Annotated in this window: 14 protein-coding genes; 7 read left to right on the forward strand and 7 right to left on the reverse strand. The window is 70.9% G+C overall.

What is annotated here, in order from left to right; all coding sequences use genetic code 11:
- Positions 1-6: 6 nt before the first annotated feature.
- Genes ABZ459_RS24865 through ABZ459_RS24885 form a run of 5 tightly spaced genes read left to right on the forward strand, consistent with a single transcriptional unit; the run spans position 7 to position 7017 of the window.
- Positions 7-3519 carry a nitrate reductase subunit alpha gene (locus ABZ459_RS24865; protein WP_357974436.1) on the forward strand — a complete coding sequence of 1171 codons (3513 nt, stop codon included), beginning with the start codon at positions 7-9 and terminating at the stop codon, positions 3517-3519.
- A complete protein-coding gene (gene narH / locus ABZ459_RS24870) occupies positions 3519-5120 on the forward strand; it encodes a nitrate reductase subunit beta (protein ID WP_357974439.1) in 1602 nt (533 codons plus the stop codon). The genes ABZ459_RS24865 and narH overlap by 1 nt, the downstream gene beginning before the upstream one ends.
- On the forward strand, positions 5117-5671 hold the full coding sequence (gene narJ, locus ABZ459_RS24875; RefSeq protein WP_357974442.1) for a nitrate reductase molybdenum cofactor assembly chaperone: 555 nt from the start codon (positions 5117-5119) through the stop codon (positions 5669-5671). Before narH ends, narJ begins: the two co-directional genes overlap by 4 nt.
- Complete coding sequence (gene narI / locus ABZ459_RS24880) at positions 5668-6348, forward strand: respiratory nitrate reductase subunit gamma (protein WP_357974445.1); 681 nt, start codon at positions 5668-5670, stop codon at positions 6346-6348. Before narJ ends, narI begins: the two co-directional genes overlap by 4 nt.
- Positions 6349-6396: 48 nt before the next feature.
- Positions 6397-7017 (forward strand): phosphotransferase, encoded by a 621-nt coding sequence (locus ABZ459_RS24885; protein ID WP_357974448.1) that lies wholly within the window; start codon positions 6397-6399, stop codon positions 7015-7017.
- Between the two features lie 55 nt (positions 7018-7072).
- Here the strand turns inward: ABZ459_RS24885 and ABZ459_RS24890 are convergent, their stop codons facing one another.
- Positions 7073-7492, reverse strand: a complete 420-nt coding sequence (locus ABZ459_RS24890) for a spore-associated protein A (RefSeq protein ID WP_357974451.1) — start codon at positions 7490-7492, stop codon at positions 7073-7075.
- 262 nt (positions 7493-7754) lie between these two features.
- On the opposite strand from ABZ459_RS24890, the gene ABZ459_RS24895 reads away from it, so the two are divergent.
- Complete coding sequence (locus ABZ459_RS24895; protein WP_357974454.1) at positions 7755-8144, forward strand: VOC family protein; 390 nt, start codon at positions 7755-7757, stop codon at positions 8142-8144.
- Positions 8145-8197: 53 nt separating this feature from the next.
- On the opposite strand, the gene ABZ459_RS24900 is transcribed toward ABZ459_RS24895, so the two are convergent.
- Positions 8198-9385, reverse strand: a complete 1188-nt coding sequence (locus ABZ459_RS24900) for an RtcB family protein (protein ID WP_357974457.1) — start codon at positions 9383-9385, stop codon at positions 8198-8200.
- 266 nt (positions 9386-9651) lie between these two features.
- Here ABZ459_RS24900 and ABZ459_RS24905 point away from each other — a divergent pair, with 266 nt between their 5' ends.
- Positions 9652-10602 (forward strand): sensor histidine kinase, encoded by a 951-nt coding sequence (locus ABZ459_RS24905; protein ID WP_357974460.1) that lies wholly within the window; start codon positions 9652-9654, stop codon positions 10600-10602.
- A 21-nt stretch (positions 10603-10623) separates the two neighbouring features.
- On the opposite strand, the gene ABZ459_RS24910 is transcribed toward ABZ459_RS24905, so the two are convergent.
- The 5 genes from ABZ459_RS24910 to ABZ459_RS24930 form a co-directional block, all read right to left on the reverse strand.
- Complete coding sequence (locus ABZ459_RS24910; protein WP_357974463.1) at positions 10624-11763, reverse strand: CU044_5270 family protein; 1140 nt, start codon at positions 11761-11763, stop codon at positions 10624-10626.
- A complete protein-coding gene (locus ABZ459_RS24915; RefSeq protein WP_357974466.1) occupies positions 11760-12290 on the reverse strand; it encodes an RNA polymerase sigma factor in 531 nt (176 codons plus the stop codon). Before ABZ459_RS24915 ends, ABZ459_RS24910 begins: the two co-directional genes overlap by 4 nt.
- Before the next feature lie 161 nt (positions 12291-12451).
- Positions 12452-13192 (reverse strand): succinate dehydrogenase/fumarate reductase iron-sulfur subunit, encoded by a 741-nt coding sequence (locus ABZ459_RS24920; RefSeq protein WP_357974469.1) that lies wholly within the window; start codon positions 13190-13192, stop codon positions 12452-12454.
- A complete protein-coding gene (locus tag ABZ459_RS24925) occupies positions 13189-15114 on the reverse strand; it encodes a fumarate reductase/succinate dehydrogenase flavoprotein subunit (protein ID WP_357974473.1) in 1926 nt (641 codons plus the stop codon). The genes ABZ459_RS24920 and ABZ459_RS24925 overlap by 4 nt, the downstream gene beginning before the upstream one ends.
- A complete protein-coding gene (locus ABZ459_RS24930; protein WP_357974476.1) occupies positions 15111-15869 on the reverse strand; it encodes a succinate dehydrogenase cytochrome b subunit in 759 nt (252 codons plus the stop codon). The genes ABZ459_RS24925 and ABZ459_RS24930 overlap by 4 nt, the downstream gene beginning before the upstream one ends.
- Positions 15870-15893: the final 24 nt, after the last annotated feature.

The following is a 15893-nucleotide window of genomic DNA, read 5'->3' on the forward strand; positions in this document are numbered from 1 at the left end:
GGGGGTATGAGCGCCGAGGATCTCCTGCTGAAGACCGGTCGGTTCCTCCGCAGATCGGCCACCAGTGGTGACCTGCGGACCCTCTACCTGAAAGGCGGCACGGAAGGCGACGCCTTCTACCGCGACCGGTGGAGCCACGACAAGGTGGTGCGCTCGACGCACGGCGTGAACTGCACGGGCTCGTGCTCGTGGAAGGTGTTCGTCAAGGACGGCATCATCACCTGGGAGACGCAGGAGACCGACTACCCGGGCGTGGGCCCCGACCGGCCGGAGTACGAGCCGCGCGGCTGCCCGCGCGGCGCGGCCTTCTCCTGGTACACCTACTCGCCGACCCGGATCCGCTACCCGTACGCGCGGGGCGTGCTGGTCCAGCTCTACCTGGAGGCGCGGGAGCGGCTGGGCGACCCGGTGGCCGCCTGGGCCGAGGTCACCACCGATCCGGAGAAGCGGGCGAGCTATCAGGGCGCGCGCGGCCGGGGCGGGCTCGTCCGGGTGACCTGGGACCTGGCCGTCGAGATGATCGCCGCGGCGCACGTGCACACCATCCAGGCGTACGGGCCCGACCGGGTCGCGGGGTTCTCGCCCATCCCGGCGATGTCGATGGTCTCCCACGCCGTCGGCTCCCGGTTCGTGTCGCTGATCGGCGGCACGATGCTCTCCTTCTACGACTGGTACGCCGACCTGCCCGTGGCCTCGCCGCAGGTGTTCGGCGACCAGACCGACGTCCCGGAGTCGGCCGACTGGTGGGACGCCGCGTACCTGATGATGTGGGGCTCCAACGTCCCGGTCACCCGCACGCCGGACGCCCACTGGATGGCCGAGGCGCGCTACCGGGGCCAGAAGGTCGTGGTGGTCTCGCCCGACTACAGCGACGCGGCCAAGTTCGCCGACGAGTTCCTGAGCGTGCGTCCCGGCACGGACGGCGCCCTGGCCATGGCCATGGGCCACGTGCTGCTGAAGGAGTTCTTCGTCGACCGCGAGGTGCCCTACTTCACCGACTACGTCAAACGCTGCACCGACCTGCCCTTCCTGGTTACGCTGCGCGAGCACGGGGACGCGTACGTGCCGGACAAGTTCCTCACGGCCAAGGACCTGGGCTCGGCGGAGGAGGCGGCCGAGTGGAAGACCGTGCTGATGGCCGGGTCCGGCGAGCCGGTGGTCCCGAACGGCTCGGTCGGCTTCCGCTGGACCGATTCCGGCGAGGGCCGCTGGAACCTCGACCTGGACGTCGACCCCAAGCTCACCCTGTACGGCGGCGAGTCCGCCCAGCTCCTGCTGCCGCGCTTCGACGGCGAGGGCGCCCTGCGCCGGGGCGTGCCGGTCGCCCGCGTCGGCGACCGGCTGGTGACGACCGTGTTCGACCTGCTGCTCGCCCAGTACGGCGTCCCCAGGCCGGGCCTGCCGGGGGTCTGGCCCGGCGGGTACGACGACGCGGCCGAGCCGTACACGCCGGGCTGGCAGGAGCCGGTCACCGGCGTCCCGGCCGAGCGGGTGGTCAAGATCACCCGCGAGTTCGCCAGGACGGCCGAGACCACCCGCGGCCGATGCATGATCATCATGGGCGCGGGCGCCACCCAGTGGTTCCACGGCGACACCATCTACCGGGCGTTCCTGTCGCTGCTGCTGCTGACCGGCTGCCAGGGACGCAACGGCGGCGGCTGGGCCCATTACGTCGGCCAGGAGAAGTGCCGTCCGCAGAGCGGCTGGGCGGTGCTGGCCGGCGCGCTCGACTGGTCGCGCCCGCCCCGGCAGGCGCCCGGCACGCCGTACTGGTACCTGCACACCGACCAGTGGCGTTACGACCGGTTCGACGCGGGGGCGCTGACCTCGCCGCTCGGGCCCGGCGCGTTCCGCGGCAGGCACACGGCCGACCTGGTGGCCGAGGCCGTGCGCAACGGCTGGATGCCCATGTCGCCCGCCTTCGACCGCAACCCGCTGGAGCTGGGCGAGCAGGAGGACCCCGTGGCGTACACGCTGGAGGAGCTGCGGCAGGGCAGGCTCCGGCACGCCGCCGAGGACCCCGACGACCCGGCCAACTGGCCGCGGGTGCTGACCCTGTGGCGGTCGAACCTGCTCGGCTCGTCGGCCAAGGGCAACGAGTACTTCCTGCACCACCTGCTCGGCGCCACGTCCAACCTGGAGCACCCCGACGCCGAGGCGCCGAGGGGCAAGCTGGACCTGCTGCTCACGCTCGACTTCCGGATGACATCCTCGACGGTCTACTCCGACATCGTGCTGCCCGCCGCCACCTGGTACGAGAAGTACGACCTGTCCTCGACGGACATGCACCCGTTCGTGCACGCGTTCAACCCGGCCATCTCGCCGCCCTGGGAGACCAGGACGGACTTCGCGGCCTTCCACGCCATCGCCAGGGCCTTCAGCGCGCTGGCCAAGGAGCGGCTGGGGGTGCGCAAGGACGTCGTGGTGGTCCCGTACCAGCACGACACGCCGGGCGAGACCGGGCAGCCCGGCGGGCGCGCGTCCGGCGCGCCGGAGCCGACGCTGAAGGTGGTCGAGCGCGACTACGGCGCGGTCGCGGAGAAGCTGGCCGCGCTCGGCCCGCTCACCGAGCAGCTCGGCCTCCAGGTCAAGGGCGTGACCTTCATGCCGGACGAGGAGGTCGCCTGGCTCGGCCAGCGCTGCGGCCTGGTGCCGCGCGGCGTGGCCAAGGGCCGTCCAGAGCTGGACACCGACGCCAAGGCGTGCGAGACGATCCTCGCGCTGTCCGGGGTGAGCAACGGCAGGCTGGCCGCCCAGGGTTTCCGCCAGCTCGCCCGGCGCACCGGCCGCAGCTTCGACGACCTGATGGACGAGGGCCACCGCATCGTCTTCGCCGACACCCAGGCCAGGCCCACGCACGTCGCGGCCAGCCCGGAGTGGTCGGGCAAGGAGGCGCACGACCGCCGCTACTCGCCGTTCACGATCAACGTCGAGAACGGCAAGCCCTGGCACACGCTCACCGGCCGCATGCACTTCTTCCTCGACCACGACTGGATGCACGAGTACGGCGAGGCCCTGCCGGTCTACCGCCCGCCGCTGGACATGGCCGAGCTCTTCGGCGAGAGCGCCACCCTGCGCTACCTGACCCCGCACTCCAAGTGGTCGATCCACTCCGAGTACCAGGACAACCTGCTCATGTTGTCGCTGTCGCGCGGCGGCCCGACCATCTGGATGTCCACCGAGGACGCGACCCGGCTCGGCATCGCCGACAACGACTGGATCGAGGCGGTCAACCGCAACGGCGTCGTGGTGGCCAGGGCCATCGTGTCCCATCGCATGCCGCAGGGCACGGTCTACATGTTCCACGCCCAGGACCGCCTGATCGACGTGCCGAAGTCGGAGGAGACCGGCCGCCGCGGCGGCATCCACAACGCGCTGACCAGGGTGCTGATCAAGCCCACGCACATGATCGGCGGCTACGCCCAGCTCTCGTACGCCTTCAACTACCTCGGCCCCACGGGCAACCAGCGGGACGAGGTCACCACCATTCGCCGCAGGTCGCAGGAGGTGCGCTACTGATGAAGATCATGGCTCAGATCGCCATGGTGATGAACCTGGACAAGTGCATCGGCTGTCACACCTGTTCCGTCACCTGCAAACAGACCTGGACCAACCGTCCCGGCGTCGAGTACGTCTGGTTCAACAACGTCGAGACCCGCCCCGGCCAGGGCTACCCCCGCCGGTACGAGGACCAGGAACGCTGGCGGGGCGGCTGGAAGCTCGACCGCAGGGGCCGGCTGACGCTGCGCGCCGGCGGGCGCTTTCGCAAGCTGGCCAACATCTTCGCCAACCCGCTCATGCCCTCCATCCAGGACTACTACGAGCCCTGGACCTACGACTACGAGAACCTGACCCGCGCCCCGCTCTCCGACGACGTCCCGGTGGCGCCGCCGCGGTCGCTGATCAGCAACGAGCCCATGAAGATCCGCTGGAGCGCGAACTGGGACGACAACCTGGGCGGCGACCCGTCCCCCGACCCGGTGCTGGGGAAGGTGTCGGAGCAGGTCAGGCTGGAGTTCGAGCAGGCGTACATGTTCTACCTGCCGCGCATCTGCGAGCACTGCCTGAACCCGTCCTGCGTGGCCTCCTGCCCGTCGGGGGCCATGTACAAGCGGGCCGAGGACGGGATCGTCCTGGTGGACCAGGACAGTTGCCGGGGCTGGCGGATGTGCGTGACGGGGTGCCCGTACAAGAAGGTGTACTTCAACCACCGGACCGGCAAGGCCGAGAAGTGCACGTTCTGCTATCCGCGGGTCGAGGTGGGGCTGCCGACGGTGTGCTCGGAGACCTGCGTGGGCCGCCTGCGCTACCTCGGGGTGCTGCTCTACGACGCCGACCGGGTGAGCCAGGCCGCCTCCGTGGCGGACGAGCGGGACCTGTACGAGGCCCAGCTCGGCGTCTTCGTCGACCCCGACGATCCGGCCGTGGCCGCGGCGGGGCTGCCCGCCGACTGGATCGAGGCGGCCCGCAGGTCCCCCGTCTACGACCTGATCATGAAATATCGCATAGCGCTCCCCCTGCACCCGGAGTACCGGACGTTGCCGATGGTCTGGTACGTCCCGCCGCTCTCCCCCGTCGTGGACGCCCTGGCGAACACCGGGCACGACGGCGAGGACGCGGACAACCTGTTCGCCGCCATCGAGTCGCTGCGCATCCCCGTGGAGTACCTGGCCGAGCTGTTCACCGCGGGCGATCCCGTGCCGGTGACGGCCGCGCTGCGCCGCCTGGCCGCGATGCGCTCGTACATGCGGGGGGTCAACCTGGGGCAGGAGCCGGTCCTGCCGGACACCGGCCTGAGCGAGGACGACATCAAGGCCATGTACCGCCTGCTGGCCCTGGCCAAGTACGACGAGCGGTACGTGATCCCGACCGCGTACGGCAACGTGCCCGGCGTGGTCGAGGAGGCCGGCTGCAGCCTCGACTACTACGGCGGCCCCGGCATGCAGGCCCCCTTCGGCGAGGCGTCGGGCAAGCCGCTGCCGGTCTCCGTCGAGTCCTTCCACGGGCTCAAGGACCGCCAGACCAGCGACGAGATCACCCACGACCGGGTGAACCTCCTCAACTGGGACGGCCGGGGCATCCCAGCAGGACTCTTCCCCCCGAAAAAGGGGAAATCATGAACAAGGCCGTGATCTGGCAGGCCGCCGCGCACCTGCTCGCCTATCCCGACGAACGTTTCCACCGCCGCCTGCCGCTGATCAGGGAGGCCGCCGAGCCGCACTTCGCGGCGTTCCTGGGGCGGATCGCGGACATGGAAGCGGGCGACCTGGCCGCGCACTACGTCGAGACGTTCGACCTGAACCGGCGCTGCTGCCTCTACCTGACCTACTACACCGACGGCGACACCCGCCGCCGCGGCGTGTCCCTGGCCGCGCTCAAGCAGCGTTACCGCGTGGCCGGCTGGGAGCTGATGGACGACGAGCTGCCCGACTTCCTGCCGGTCGTACTGGAGTTCGCGGCGCTCGACCCGTCCGGGGTGACGCTGCTGAGGGAGCACCGCGTCGGGCTCGATCTGCTGCTGTCGGCCCTGTCCGAGCTGGGCTCGCCGTACGCGGAGGTGATCGGGGCGGTGTGCGCGGCCCTGCCGCCGCCCACGGCCGCCGAGCGCGCCGCGGCGCACCGGCTGGCCGCCGGCGGGCCGCCGGCCGAGACCGTGGGAGGGTACCGGTGAGCTGGGGCGAGAGCATGTTGTGGGTGGTCGCGCCGTACGTCACCCTGGTGATCTTCATCGGCGGCCTGATCTGGCGGTACAAGTACGACAAGTTCGGCTGGACCACCCGCTCGTCGCAGCTCTACGAGAGCCCGCTGCTGCGCGTGGCCAGCCCGGTGTTCCACTACGGCCTGATCTTCGTGATCATCGGGCACGTGACGGGCCTGCTCGTCCCGCTCTCCTGGACGGACGCGATCGGCGTGTCGAACGAGGCGTACCACGCCAACGCCCTGATCTGGGGCGGCCTGGCCGGGCTGGCCACGCTGGTGGCGCTGGTCCTGCTGGTCTACCGCCGCCGGACGAACGGGCCCGTCTTCCTGGCCACGACGAAGAACGACAAGACCATGTACGTGGTGCTCGCCGCGGCGATCGTCGCGGGGGTGGTGACGACGGTGGCCGGGTTCGTCCCGAGCGAGGTGAGCTACCGGACGACGGTCGCCCCCTGGTTCCGCGGCATCTTCGTGCTCGACCCGGACGCCATCGCGATGGGACACGCGAGCATCCTTTACAAGGTGCACACCGTGATCGGGATGGCGTTGTTCGTGCTTTTCCCGTTCAGCCGCCTCGTGCACGCCCTTTCGGCCCCGATCACCTATTTGTTCCGCCCTTACATCGTGTATCGGGCCCGGTCCCGATAGCGCGCCGCGACGCCCGGAACGGGGGCCGGTGCGTCAGAATCGTTGGCTGTGGAGCACGGGTACACCAACAGCACGGTCGGCGACGGCGCTCTGGTCGTCAAGTGTTACCAGGGCCCGGAGGCCGCCTTCAGGCTGAGCACGGAGAGCAGGTACCTGCGCCGGCTGCGCGGCCGGCTGCCGGTGCCGCGCGTCCACCAGATCACCGCCACGAGCCTGACCACCCGCTTCGTGGCCGGCGCCCACGGCCAGGACCTGCTCGACGAGGGCCGCGCCGCCGAGGTGCTGGCCGAGTGCGGCCGGGTCCTGGCCCGCATCCACCGCCTCGGCATCGTGCACGGCGACTACGGGCCCCAGAACCTGCTGTTCGACCCCGCCACGTTCGAGACCACCGCGATCCTCGACTGGGAGTGGGCCCATCCGGGCCGGCCGGTGGAGGACCTCGCCTGGTGCGAATGGATCGTCCGCAGCCACCACCCCGAGCACGCCTCCCTGCTGCCGCGCTTCTTCGACGCCTACGGCGGCCCGGTGCCGTCCTGGGCCGAGCGGCAGGCGTCGATGGTGGCGCGCTGCCGCGACCTGCTGGAGTTCTGCGGCCGGTGGGAGCCGGGCGGGGGCGGGGAGAAGTTGTGGCGCGAACGCCTCGACCTCACCGCCGCCTGGAGCGCCTGACGCGTCCCGCGGTGTCCGGGCCCCGGGGGCGAGGCCCGGACGTCCTCGACCCCGATCAGCCGCAGTGGCTCCAGCCGCTGGTCCACACGTACGGCGACTCGTCCCAGGCGCCGCCCCACTTGACGCAGGTGTTCACGGCGGACAGGATCACCGGCCCCGCGTACGACCTGAACTCACCGGCGTCGGTCTTGGTCGCGCCGCCCTGCACGGTCAGCGTCGCCCGCATCCACCGGGTGTACGGCGTCTTGTTGACCGTCACCACGCAGTTCTTGCCGGTGCCGGAGTTGTAGGACAGGTAGATCGTGCCCAGCGCCGTGCTGCCCGACTTGAACGGGTGCGAGTCGATGACGCGGAACCCGGACCCGCACACGCCGGCCGGGTCCACGGCGGCGACGGCGGCCTGTGCGGGCAGGGCGCTCGCCAGACCGCAGGCGAGCACGCCGGCGGCGAAGAGCGTCTTGGTGATCGTGCGCATGTTCATCCTTACTGTCGCTCTTGAACGCCCGTCAGCTTCGCGCAGCGAGTGATCAAGAAAGCGAACAGCAGGCGAACAACACACAAATGCGATTTCGGTTCCCCCGTAATCCACCACCTTCCAGCTCGCCCGGAGGACGACCGCCCAGGTGCGGCGGGTCGCCCCGGCACCCCGGCGAGCCGGGTGATCTCCGCCACAGCGGCGTCGAAGACCGGGCGGGTCTCGTGCGACATGCGCCCTGCTTTGGGGCAGGATCCCAGCCATGGTGTCGGTATTGCAGAACGTCGCGATCGACTGCGCGGACCCGTACGAGCTCGCCCGGTTCTGGAGCGAGGTGACCGGCTGTCCGGTTCACCCGGAGGACCGTCCGGGTGACGAGGAGACGCGGGTGATGCTGAAGGAGGGCCCGATCCTGCACTTCAACAAGGTGCCGGAGCCGAAGGCGGCCAAGAACCGGCTGCACCTGTGCCTGCGCCCCGACTCCACGCGCGACGAGGAGGTCGAGCGCCTGGTGCGCCGGGGCGCCACCCTGATCGCCGACCTGCGCGAGCCGGACGGCACGGGCTGGGCGGTGCTCACCGACCCCGAGGGCAACGAGTTCTGCGTCCTGCGCAGCGCCTCGGAGCGCGCCGGGACGGCCCCGCACCCCTGAGCCGTCCCGCGTGACCGCGCACCCGCACGGCCCCTGTCAGGGCCGTGCGGGCCTCAGCCCTTGATGGAGATGAGCTGCCGCAGGTGCGCCACGACCGTCACCAGGTCCCGCTGCGCGGCCATCACCGACTCCAGGTCCTTGTACGCCCCCGGGATCTCGTCGATCACCCCGGGATCCTTGCGGCACTCGACCCCGAACGTCTGCTCCTCCAGGTCCTTGACCGTGAACGTCTTCTTGGCCTTGGTCCTGCTCATCTTCCGCCCCGCCCCGTGCGAGGCGGAGTTGAACGCCCGCGGGTTCCCCAGCCCCTTCACGATGTACGTGCCGGTGGCCATCGAGCCCGGGATGATCCCCAGGTCCCCGCTCCCCGCCCGGATCGCCCCCTTACGGGTGACGAGCACGTCCACCCCGTCGTAGCGCTCCTCGGCCACGTAGTTGTGGTGGCAGGAGATGGGCTGGTCGAAGGTGATGCCGGGGAGGTGGCGGCGCAGCACGTCGCAGACCAGGCCCATCATCAGCGCCCGGTTGCGGCGCGCGTAGTCCTGGGCCCAGTACAGGTCGCGGCGGTAGGCGTCCATCTCCGGGGTGTGGCCGAGGAACACCGCCAGGTCCCGGTCCACCAGGCCCTGGTTGTGGGAGAGGCCGCGGGCCACCCCGATGTGGTGCTCGGCCAGTTCCTTGCCGATGTTGCGCGACCCCGAGTGCAGGACCACCCACACCCAGCCCTCGTCGTCGGCGCACACCTCCAGGAAGTGGTTGCCGCCGCCGAGCGTGCCCATCTGCGCCTCGGCCCGCTCGCGGCGGGCGCGGACGGCCGGGGCCAGATCGTCGAACTCGCGCCAGAACTCCGCCCACCCGGCCGTCCGCATCCCGTGCACCTTGCCGGGATCGACGGGCCGCTTGTGGTGCTGGAAGCCGACGGGGACCGCCTGCTCCAGCTTCCCCCGCAGGTAGGCCAGGTTGTCGGGCAGCTGCGACGCCTTGAACGACGTCTTCACGGCGGTCATCCCGCAGCCGATGTCCACCCCGACGGCCGCCGGCGACACCGCGTCCTTCATCGCGATGACCGACCCGACCGTCGCCCCCTTGCCGTGGTGCACGTCGGGCATGACGGCGACGCCATGGACCCAGGGCAGGTTGGCCACGTTCCGCAACTGCTGCATCGCCTGCGGGTCGACCGTCTCCGGCTCCGCCCACATCCGCAGCGGATGCCTGGTGCCGCTCACCTCGTTGTACGCCATGTCGCCTCCTCCCGGCCGCCTTCAAGAACACGATCTATCTGGCCAGACACGACATACCCCCTGCAACCGAATTAGTACGGCCCCCAGCCCCGGAGATCTTGGCAAGCCCGGCCCGGTTCCCTGCTCCATTGGCTATGGTGACCGTGGTGTGCCGACATACACCCTGTATGCGCGCACCCGGGAGATATACCGTTGAGAACGGCCCGACCCCTCCGACCGCTCATGGCCGGGCAGCAGCTCGCCGTCGCGGAGAAAACGGGGCGCACATGATCGCCGTCGCCGACCAGCCGGACGAGCATCCGCTGGTCCACCAGGCGCTCGTCTACTCCACCGACGCCGGCTTCCTGGCCGCGGCCGTCCCCTTCTGCCGCGACGGGCTGGCCGCGCGGGAGAGGGTGCTCGCGGTCACCACGGCCGCCAACATCGACCTGCTCGCGCGGGCCCTCGGCGGTGACGCGGGCGAGGTCGAGTTCGTCGAGGCCGGCGGCTGGTACGACGCCCCGGGCCGCACCCTGGCCTCCTACGGCCGCTACCTCGACGCGTACCGGGACGCCCATCCTCGCGTCAGGGTGCTCGGCGAGCCCGTCTGGCACGGCCGCACACCGGCCGAGGAGGCCGAGTGGACCCGGTACGAGTCGGTGGTCAACGCCGCGTTCGCCGTCCAGCCGGCCTGGATGGTCTGCGCCTTCGACGCGCGCGCGGTGCCGGACCGGATCGTCGCCGGCGCCCGCCGTACCCATCCGGGGCTGCTGACCGGTGACGGCCCCCGCGCCAGCACCGATTACGTCGAGCCCGAGTCCTTCAGCTGCGTCTCCGACCACGACCCGCTGCCGCCTCCGCCGCCCGGGGCCACCGGGCTGCGCTTCGACGGCGACCTGCACCGCGTGCGCCGACACGTGCGGACGACCGCCGAACGGCTCGGCCTGTCCCGCGCCCTGACCGACCGCCTGCTGCTGACCGTCAACGAGGTCGCCGCCAACGCCGTCGAGCACGGCGGCGGGCACGGCGACCTCGCGATCTGGACCGACGGGAACGCCGTCGTGTGCGACGTCACCGACCCGGGCAAGCTGACGGCCGTCCTGCCCGGCTACCTGCCGCCCGCCCCGACCGCCCCGCGCGGGCACGGCCTGTGGGTGGTGCGCCAGCTCTGCGACCTGCTCCAGGTGCGTTCCGAGCCGGCCGGGACCCGCTTCCGCCTGCGCCTGCTGCGCGACTGACGGCGCGGGCCGCCGCAGGGCTCAGCGCTTGGGGCCGGCGTCCGTCCAGCCGGCCTCCAGGACGGCCTCGGAGCTCGACACCGTGCCCGGCTCAAGGGCCTTCTGCGGGCCGCGCGGCTCGACCACGACGCTCTCGGTGCCCAGCGCCCGCCCGGTGGCCTCGTCGAAGATCAGGCGGCTCTCCCGCACGCCGGTGCGCTCGTCGCTCTGCTGGATGGCCGCGGCCGTGCCGGTACGGCCCTCGGCGTCCGTGACGTTCTCGATGACCTTGACGGAGTCGAGCCCGGCCAGCATGCGGAAGGCGGCGCCGCGCACCTGCGGCGTCACCGGCATGGAGACGATCAGCCCGACGCTGACCGTGAACAGCCAGGTGTCGGCGGACATCTCCACGCTGGACGACTCGGTCGAATGCCCGTCGTAGGAGTCGAGCAGCCACTTCTTCAGCTTCGCCGGCTCGTCCGGCAGGCCGCGCAGGTCCTTCATCGTGACGTTGCGGCCGAGCCAGAACACCTTGTCGCCGTCCACCAGGGGGCTGTGCGAGGTCGTGGCCTTCCCGGGGGCGGTCCGCAGGGTCAGCGGGGCCACCTTCTTCATCGGCACGACCACCTCGATCCCGGCGGGCGAGCCCGCCTGCTCCCAGGCCAGCCGGTCGGCCTCTCCGGCGGGCACCGCGCCGAGCCTGCGCGTGCGGCTCCACTGCTCGCCGCCGGTCGCGCGCGGCGTCCACTCCTCGTTGCGCTGCTGGTCCAGGACCAGGTATCCGCCCTTGACGGCGGGGTAGGCGTGCCTGCTCACCGTCACGGTGTACCACCAGTCGCCGGTACGGTCGGGCTGCCGGTCGGCCTTCTCCGCGGCGGCCAGCAGCACCTCCCTGGCCGACAGCGTGACCTTCCGCGGCGTCGCGGACGCGCTCTGCCCGGCCTGCGGAGCCTGCTTCCGGGGCGCCGGCGCCGCGTTCCCCGCCACCACGACGGCCACCGCGGTCGCCCCCGCCGCGAGGGCCGCGAGCCCCCACACCGGCCGTACGGCCGCGCGCCGCCGCCGGGACCCCCGCGGCCCGGACATGGCGCGCGCGAGCTCGGCGGCCCTGGTGTGCTCGTCCACCGGCCGGTCGCCGAGGTGCGCGGGCCGCGCGGCCCGGAGTTCGTCCATCGGGTTCATGACCACTCCTCGCTGAGGTTGCGCACGTAGTGACGGGACGGTTCGGCGGACTCCATGGCTCGTGCGAGCCGTTTCCTGGCCCGGTGCAGCCGGACGCGGAAGGCCGCCGACGAGCAGCCGACGACCCGGGCGCCCTCCTTGGGCGACAGCCCGTGCCAGGCGACCAGCATGAGCACCTCACGGTCGTCCTCGTGCAGCTCTGCCAGCGCCCGCAGCACGCCCATGCGCTCGGTCACCTGCTCGGCCACGTCCGGGCGGCCGTCCTCGGTCCACGAGCTCAGCTCGGCGGCCAGCGCGTCCCTGCGCGCCTGCGAGCGGGCGTCGTCGCGCAGGAGGTTGCGCGCCACGCCGAGCAGCCACGGCAGCGGCGGCTCCGGCACGTCGTCCAGCCGCCGCCACGCGATGGCGAACGTCTCGCTCACCACCTCGTCGGCCACCTGCCGGCCCGCACGACTGACCGCGTAGGCCCACACCCGTTGTCGGCATTCGTCGTACATGCCGGTGAAACGGTGGGAATCATCCGTCACCGCGCAGCCCCTTCGTCCCTGGTGCGTTCTTCTGACACCGGGAAGTGGGGCGAACACCCCCGTTGTTACAGCTCGTTCGGAAATCTTCAGATGTGCCGCGAGCCGTCCGTACGCAGAAGCCCCGCCCCGGTGTGTACCGGGACGGGGCCTGCTCGACCTGCCTACTTGGCGTTGGCCTTGAGGTAGTCGCTGTTCATCTGGGCGATCGTGTCCAGCGGGATGCCCTTGGGGCACACCGCCGTGCACTCGCCGGTGTTCGTGCAGCCGCCGAAGCCCTCGGCGTCCATCTGGTCCACCATGGCCTTCGCGCGGGTCAGGCGCTCGGGCTGGCCCTGGGGCAGCAGGCTGAGGTGGGTGATCTTGGCGGCGGTGAACAGGGAGGCCGAGCCGTTCGGGCAGGCGGCCACGCAGGCGCCGCAGCCGATGCAGGTCGCGGCGTCGAACGCGGCGTCGGCGTCCTCCTTGCGCACCGGGACGCTGTGCGCGTCCGGGGCCGAGCCGGCCGGGACCGAGACGAAGCCGCCCGCCTGGATGATGCGGTCGAACGCACTGCGGTCCACGACCAGGTCCTTGACCACCGGGAACGGCGCGGCGCGCCACGGCTCGATGGTGATCTCGGCGCCGTCCTCGAAGTGGCGCATGTGCAGCTGGCAGGTCGTCGTGGCGCGCTGCTCGCCGTGCGCCACGCCGTTGATGACCATGCCGCACATGCCGCAGATGCCCTCGCGGCAGTCGTGGTCGAAGGCGATCGGGTCGTCGCCCTCCACGATCAGCCGTTCGTTCAGCACGTCCAGCATCTCCAGGAACGACATGTCCGGGGACACGTCCTCCACCCGGTACGTCACCATGCGTCCGGCGTCCGAGGGGGCGCTCTGACGCCAGACCTTGAGGGTCAGGTTCACTTGTAGCTCCGCTGGGTCATCTTGACGTAGTCGTACTCGAGCGGTTCCTTGTGCAGCACCGTCTCGCCGGAGGGCGTGCGCTCCCAGGCCGAGACGTGCGCGAAGTGCTCGTCGTCGCGCAGGGCCTCGCCGTCGGGGTCCTGCGACTCGGCGCGGAAGTGGCCGCCGCAGGACTCGGTGCGGACGAGGGCGTCCAGGCACATGAGCTCGGCCAGGTCGAAGAAGTCGGCGACGCGGCCGGCCTTCTCCAGGACCTGGTTCAGCTCCTCGGCGGTGCCGGACACCTTGACGTTCTTCCAGAACTCCTCGCGCAGCTCGGGGATGCGCTCCAGGGCCTTGCGCAGCGACTCCTCGGTGCGCTCCATGCCGCAGTAGTCCCACATGAGCTTGCCCAGCTCGCGGTGGAAGGAGTCGGGGGTGCGGGTGCCGTTCACCGACATCAGGCGGTCGATCCTGGTCCGGACCTTGATCTCCGCCTCGGCCACGGCCTCCTCGTCGACCTCGCCGTACGGGCCGTTGGCCAGGTAGTCGCCGATCGTGGTCGGGAGCACGAAGTACCCGTCGGCCAGGCCCTGCATCAGCGCCGAGGCGCCGAGCCGGTTCGCGCCGTGGTCGGAGAAGTTGGCCTCGCCGATCACGAACAGGCCGGGGATCGTGGACTGCAGGTCGTAGTCCACCCACAGGCCGCCCATCGTGTAGTGGACGGCGGGGTAGATGCGCATCGGCACGTCGTACGGGTTCTCGCCGGTGATGCGCTCGTACATCTCGAAGAGGTTGCCGTACTTCTTCTCCACGGCGTCGCGGCCGAGCCGGCCGATGGCGTCGCGGAAGTCGAGGTAGACGCCGAGCCCGCCGGGGCCGACGCCGCGGCCCTCGTCGCAGACGTTCTTGGCCGCGCGGGAGGCGATGTCACGGGGGACGAGGTTGCCGAAGGCCGGGTAGATGCGCTCCAGGTAGTAGTCGCGCTCCTCCTCCGGGATGTCCCCGGGGGCCCGGTCGTCGTCCTTGAGCAGCGGCACCCACACGCGGCCGTCGTTGCGCAGCGACTCCGACATCAGCGTCAGCTTCGACTGGTACTCGCCGGAGACCGGGATGCAGGTCGGGTGGATCTGCGTGTAGCACGGGTTCGCGAAGTACGCCCCGCGCTCGTGCGCCCGCCAGATGGCCGTCGTGTTGCAGCCCTTGGCGTTCGTGGACAGGAAGAACACGTTGCCGTAACCGCCGGTGGCCAGCACCACGGCGTCGGCCAGGTGCCGCTCGATCTCGCCGGTCACCATGTCGCGCACGATGACGCCGCGCGCCCGGCCGTCGGAGACGATCAGGTCGAGCATCTCGTGGCGGGTGTGCATCTCCACGGTCCCGGCCGCGATCTGCCGCTCCAGCGCCTGGTAGGCGCCCAGCAGGAGCTGCTGGCCCGTCTGGCCGCGGGCGTAGAACGTACGGGAGACCTGGGCGCCGCCGAACGAGCGGGTGTCCAGCAGGCCGCCGTACTCGCGGGCGAACGGCACGCCCTGGGCCACGGCCTGGTCGATGATGTTCACCGACACCTGGGCCAGGCGGTAGACGTTCGACTCGCGGGCGCGGAAGTCGCCGCCCTTGACGGTGTCGTAGAAGAGCCGGTAGATCGAGTCGCCGTCGCCGCGGTAGTTCTTGGCGGCGTTGATGCCGCCCTGGGCGGCGATGGAGTGGGCACGCCGGGGCGTGTCCTGGTAGCAGAAGGACTTGACGTTGTAGCCCAGCTCGCCCAGGGTCGCCGCGGCCGAGCCGCCCGCCAGTCCGGTGCCGACGACGATCACGTTGAGCTTGCGCTTGTTGGCCGGGTTGACCAGCTTGGCGCTGAACTTCCGCTTCTCCCACCGCTCCTCGATGGGACCGGCGGGCGCCTTGGTGTCCCGGATCTCCGAGCCTTCGGTGTACTTCACTTCACAACTCCGAACGTGATGGCGAGGGGCGGGGCCAGGAAGCCGATGACCAGGACCGCCGAGACCAGGGCGGCCGTCAGGCGCAGGCCGCGGTAGCGGCTGCGGTTGGCCCAGCCCAGCGTCTGGAACGCGCTCCAGATGCCGTGCCGCAGGTGCAGGCCGACCATGACGACGGCCACGAGGTAGATGAGGGTCACCCACCAGCGGGAGGCGTCGAAGCCGGCGACCATGCGGTCGGCGGGCTCGGAGTCGAAGCCCTTGGGGTTGACGACGCCGAAGGTCAGGTCGAGCAGGTGCCAGACCAGGAACAGCAGGATCGTCAGGCCGCCGAACCGCATGATGTGCGTGGCATAGCCGTTGGCCTGCGACTTCTTGGCCACGTACTTGACCGGTCGGGCCTTGGCCGCCTTGCGTGCCAGCGAGATCGCGGCCCACATGTGCAGCACGACCGAGACGACGAGCCCGATCTCCAGGATCGTCAGCACCGTCCGGTACGGCGCGATGGGCTCGAGAAGCGTGCGCAGCGCGACGGCGTACTCGTTGAACGAGTCCTTGCCGAGGAAGATCTTGAGGTTGCCCAGCATGTGCAGGACGAGGAAGGACACCATCACGGCGCCCGTGACGGCCATGACGACTTTCTTGCCGTTCGACGAGCTCAGGAACCGGCTCGGCTTCTTGGACGTCGGTGCGGGCGAGGCACCCTTGGGGGCGTTAACAGGCGCGGTGGCGGCGCCGCGCTCTATCGTGGCAGTCACGTTTGAACGCTAGGTATCCAGCAA

It is taken from the genome of Nonomuraea sp. NPDC005692, assembly GCF_040631115.1.
Classification (GTDB): Bacteria; Actinomycetota; Actinomycetes; order Streptosporangiales; family Streptosporangiaceae; genus Nonomuraea.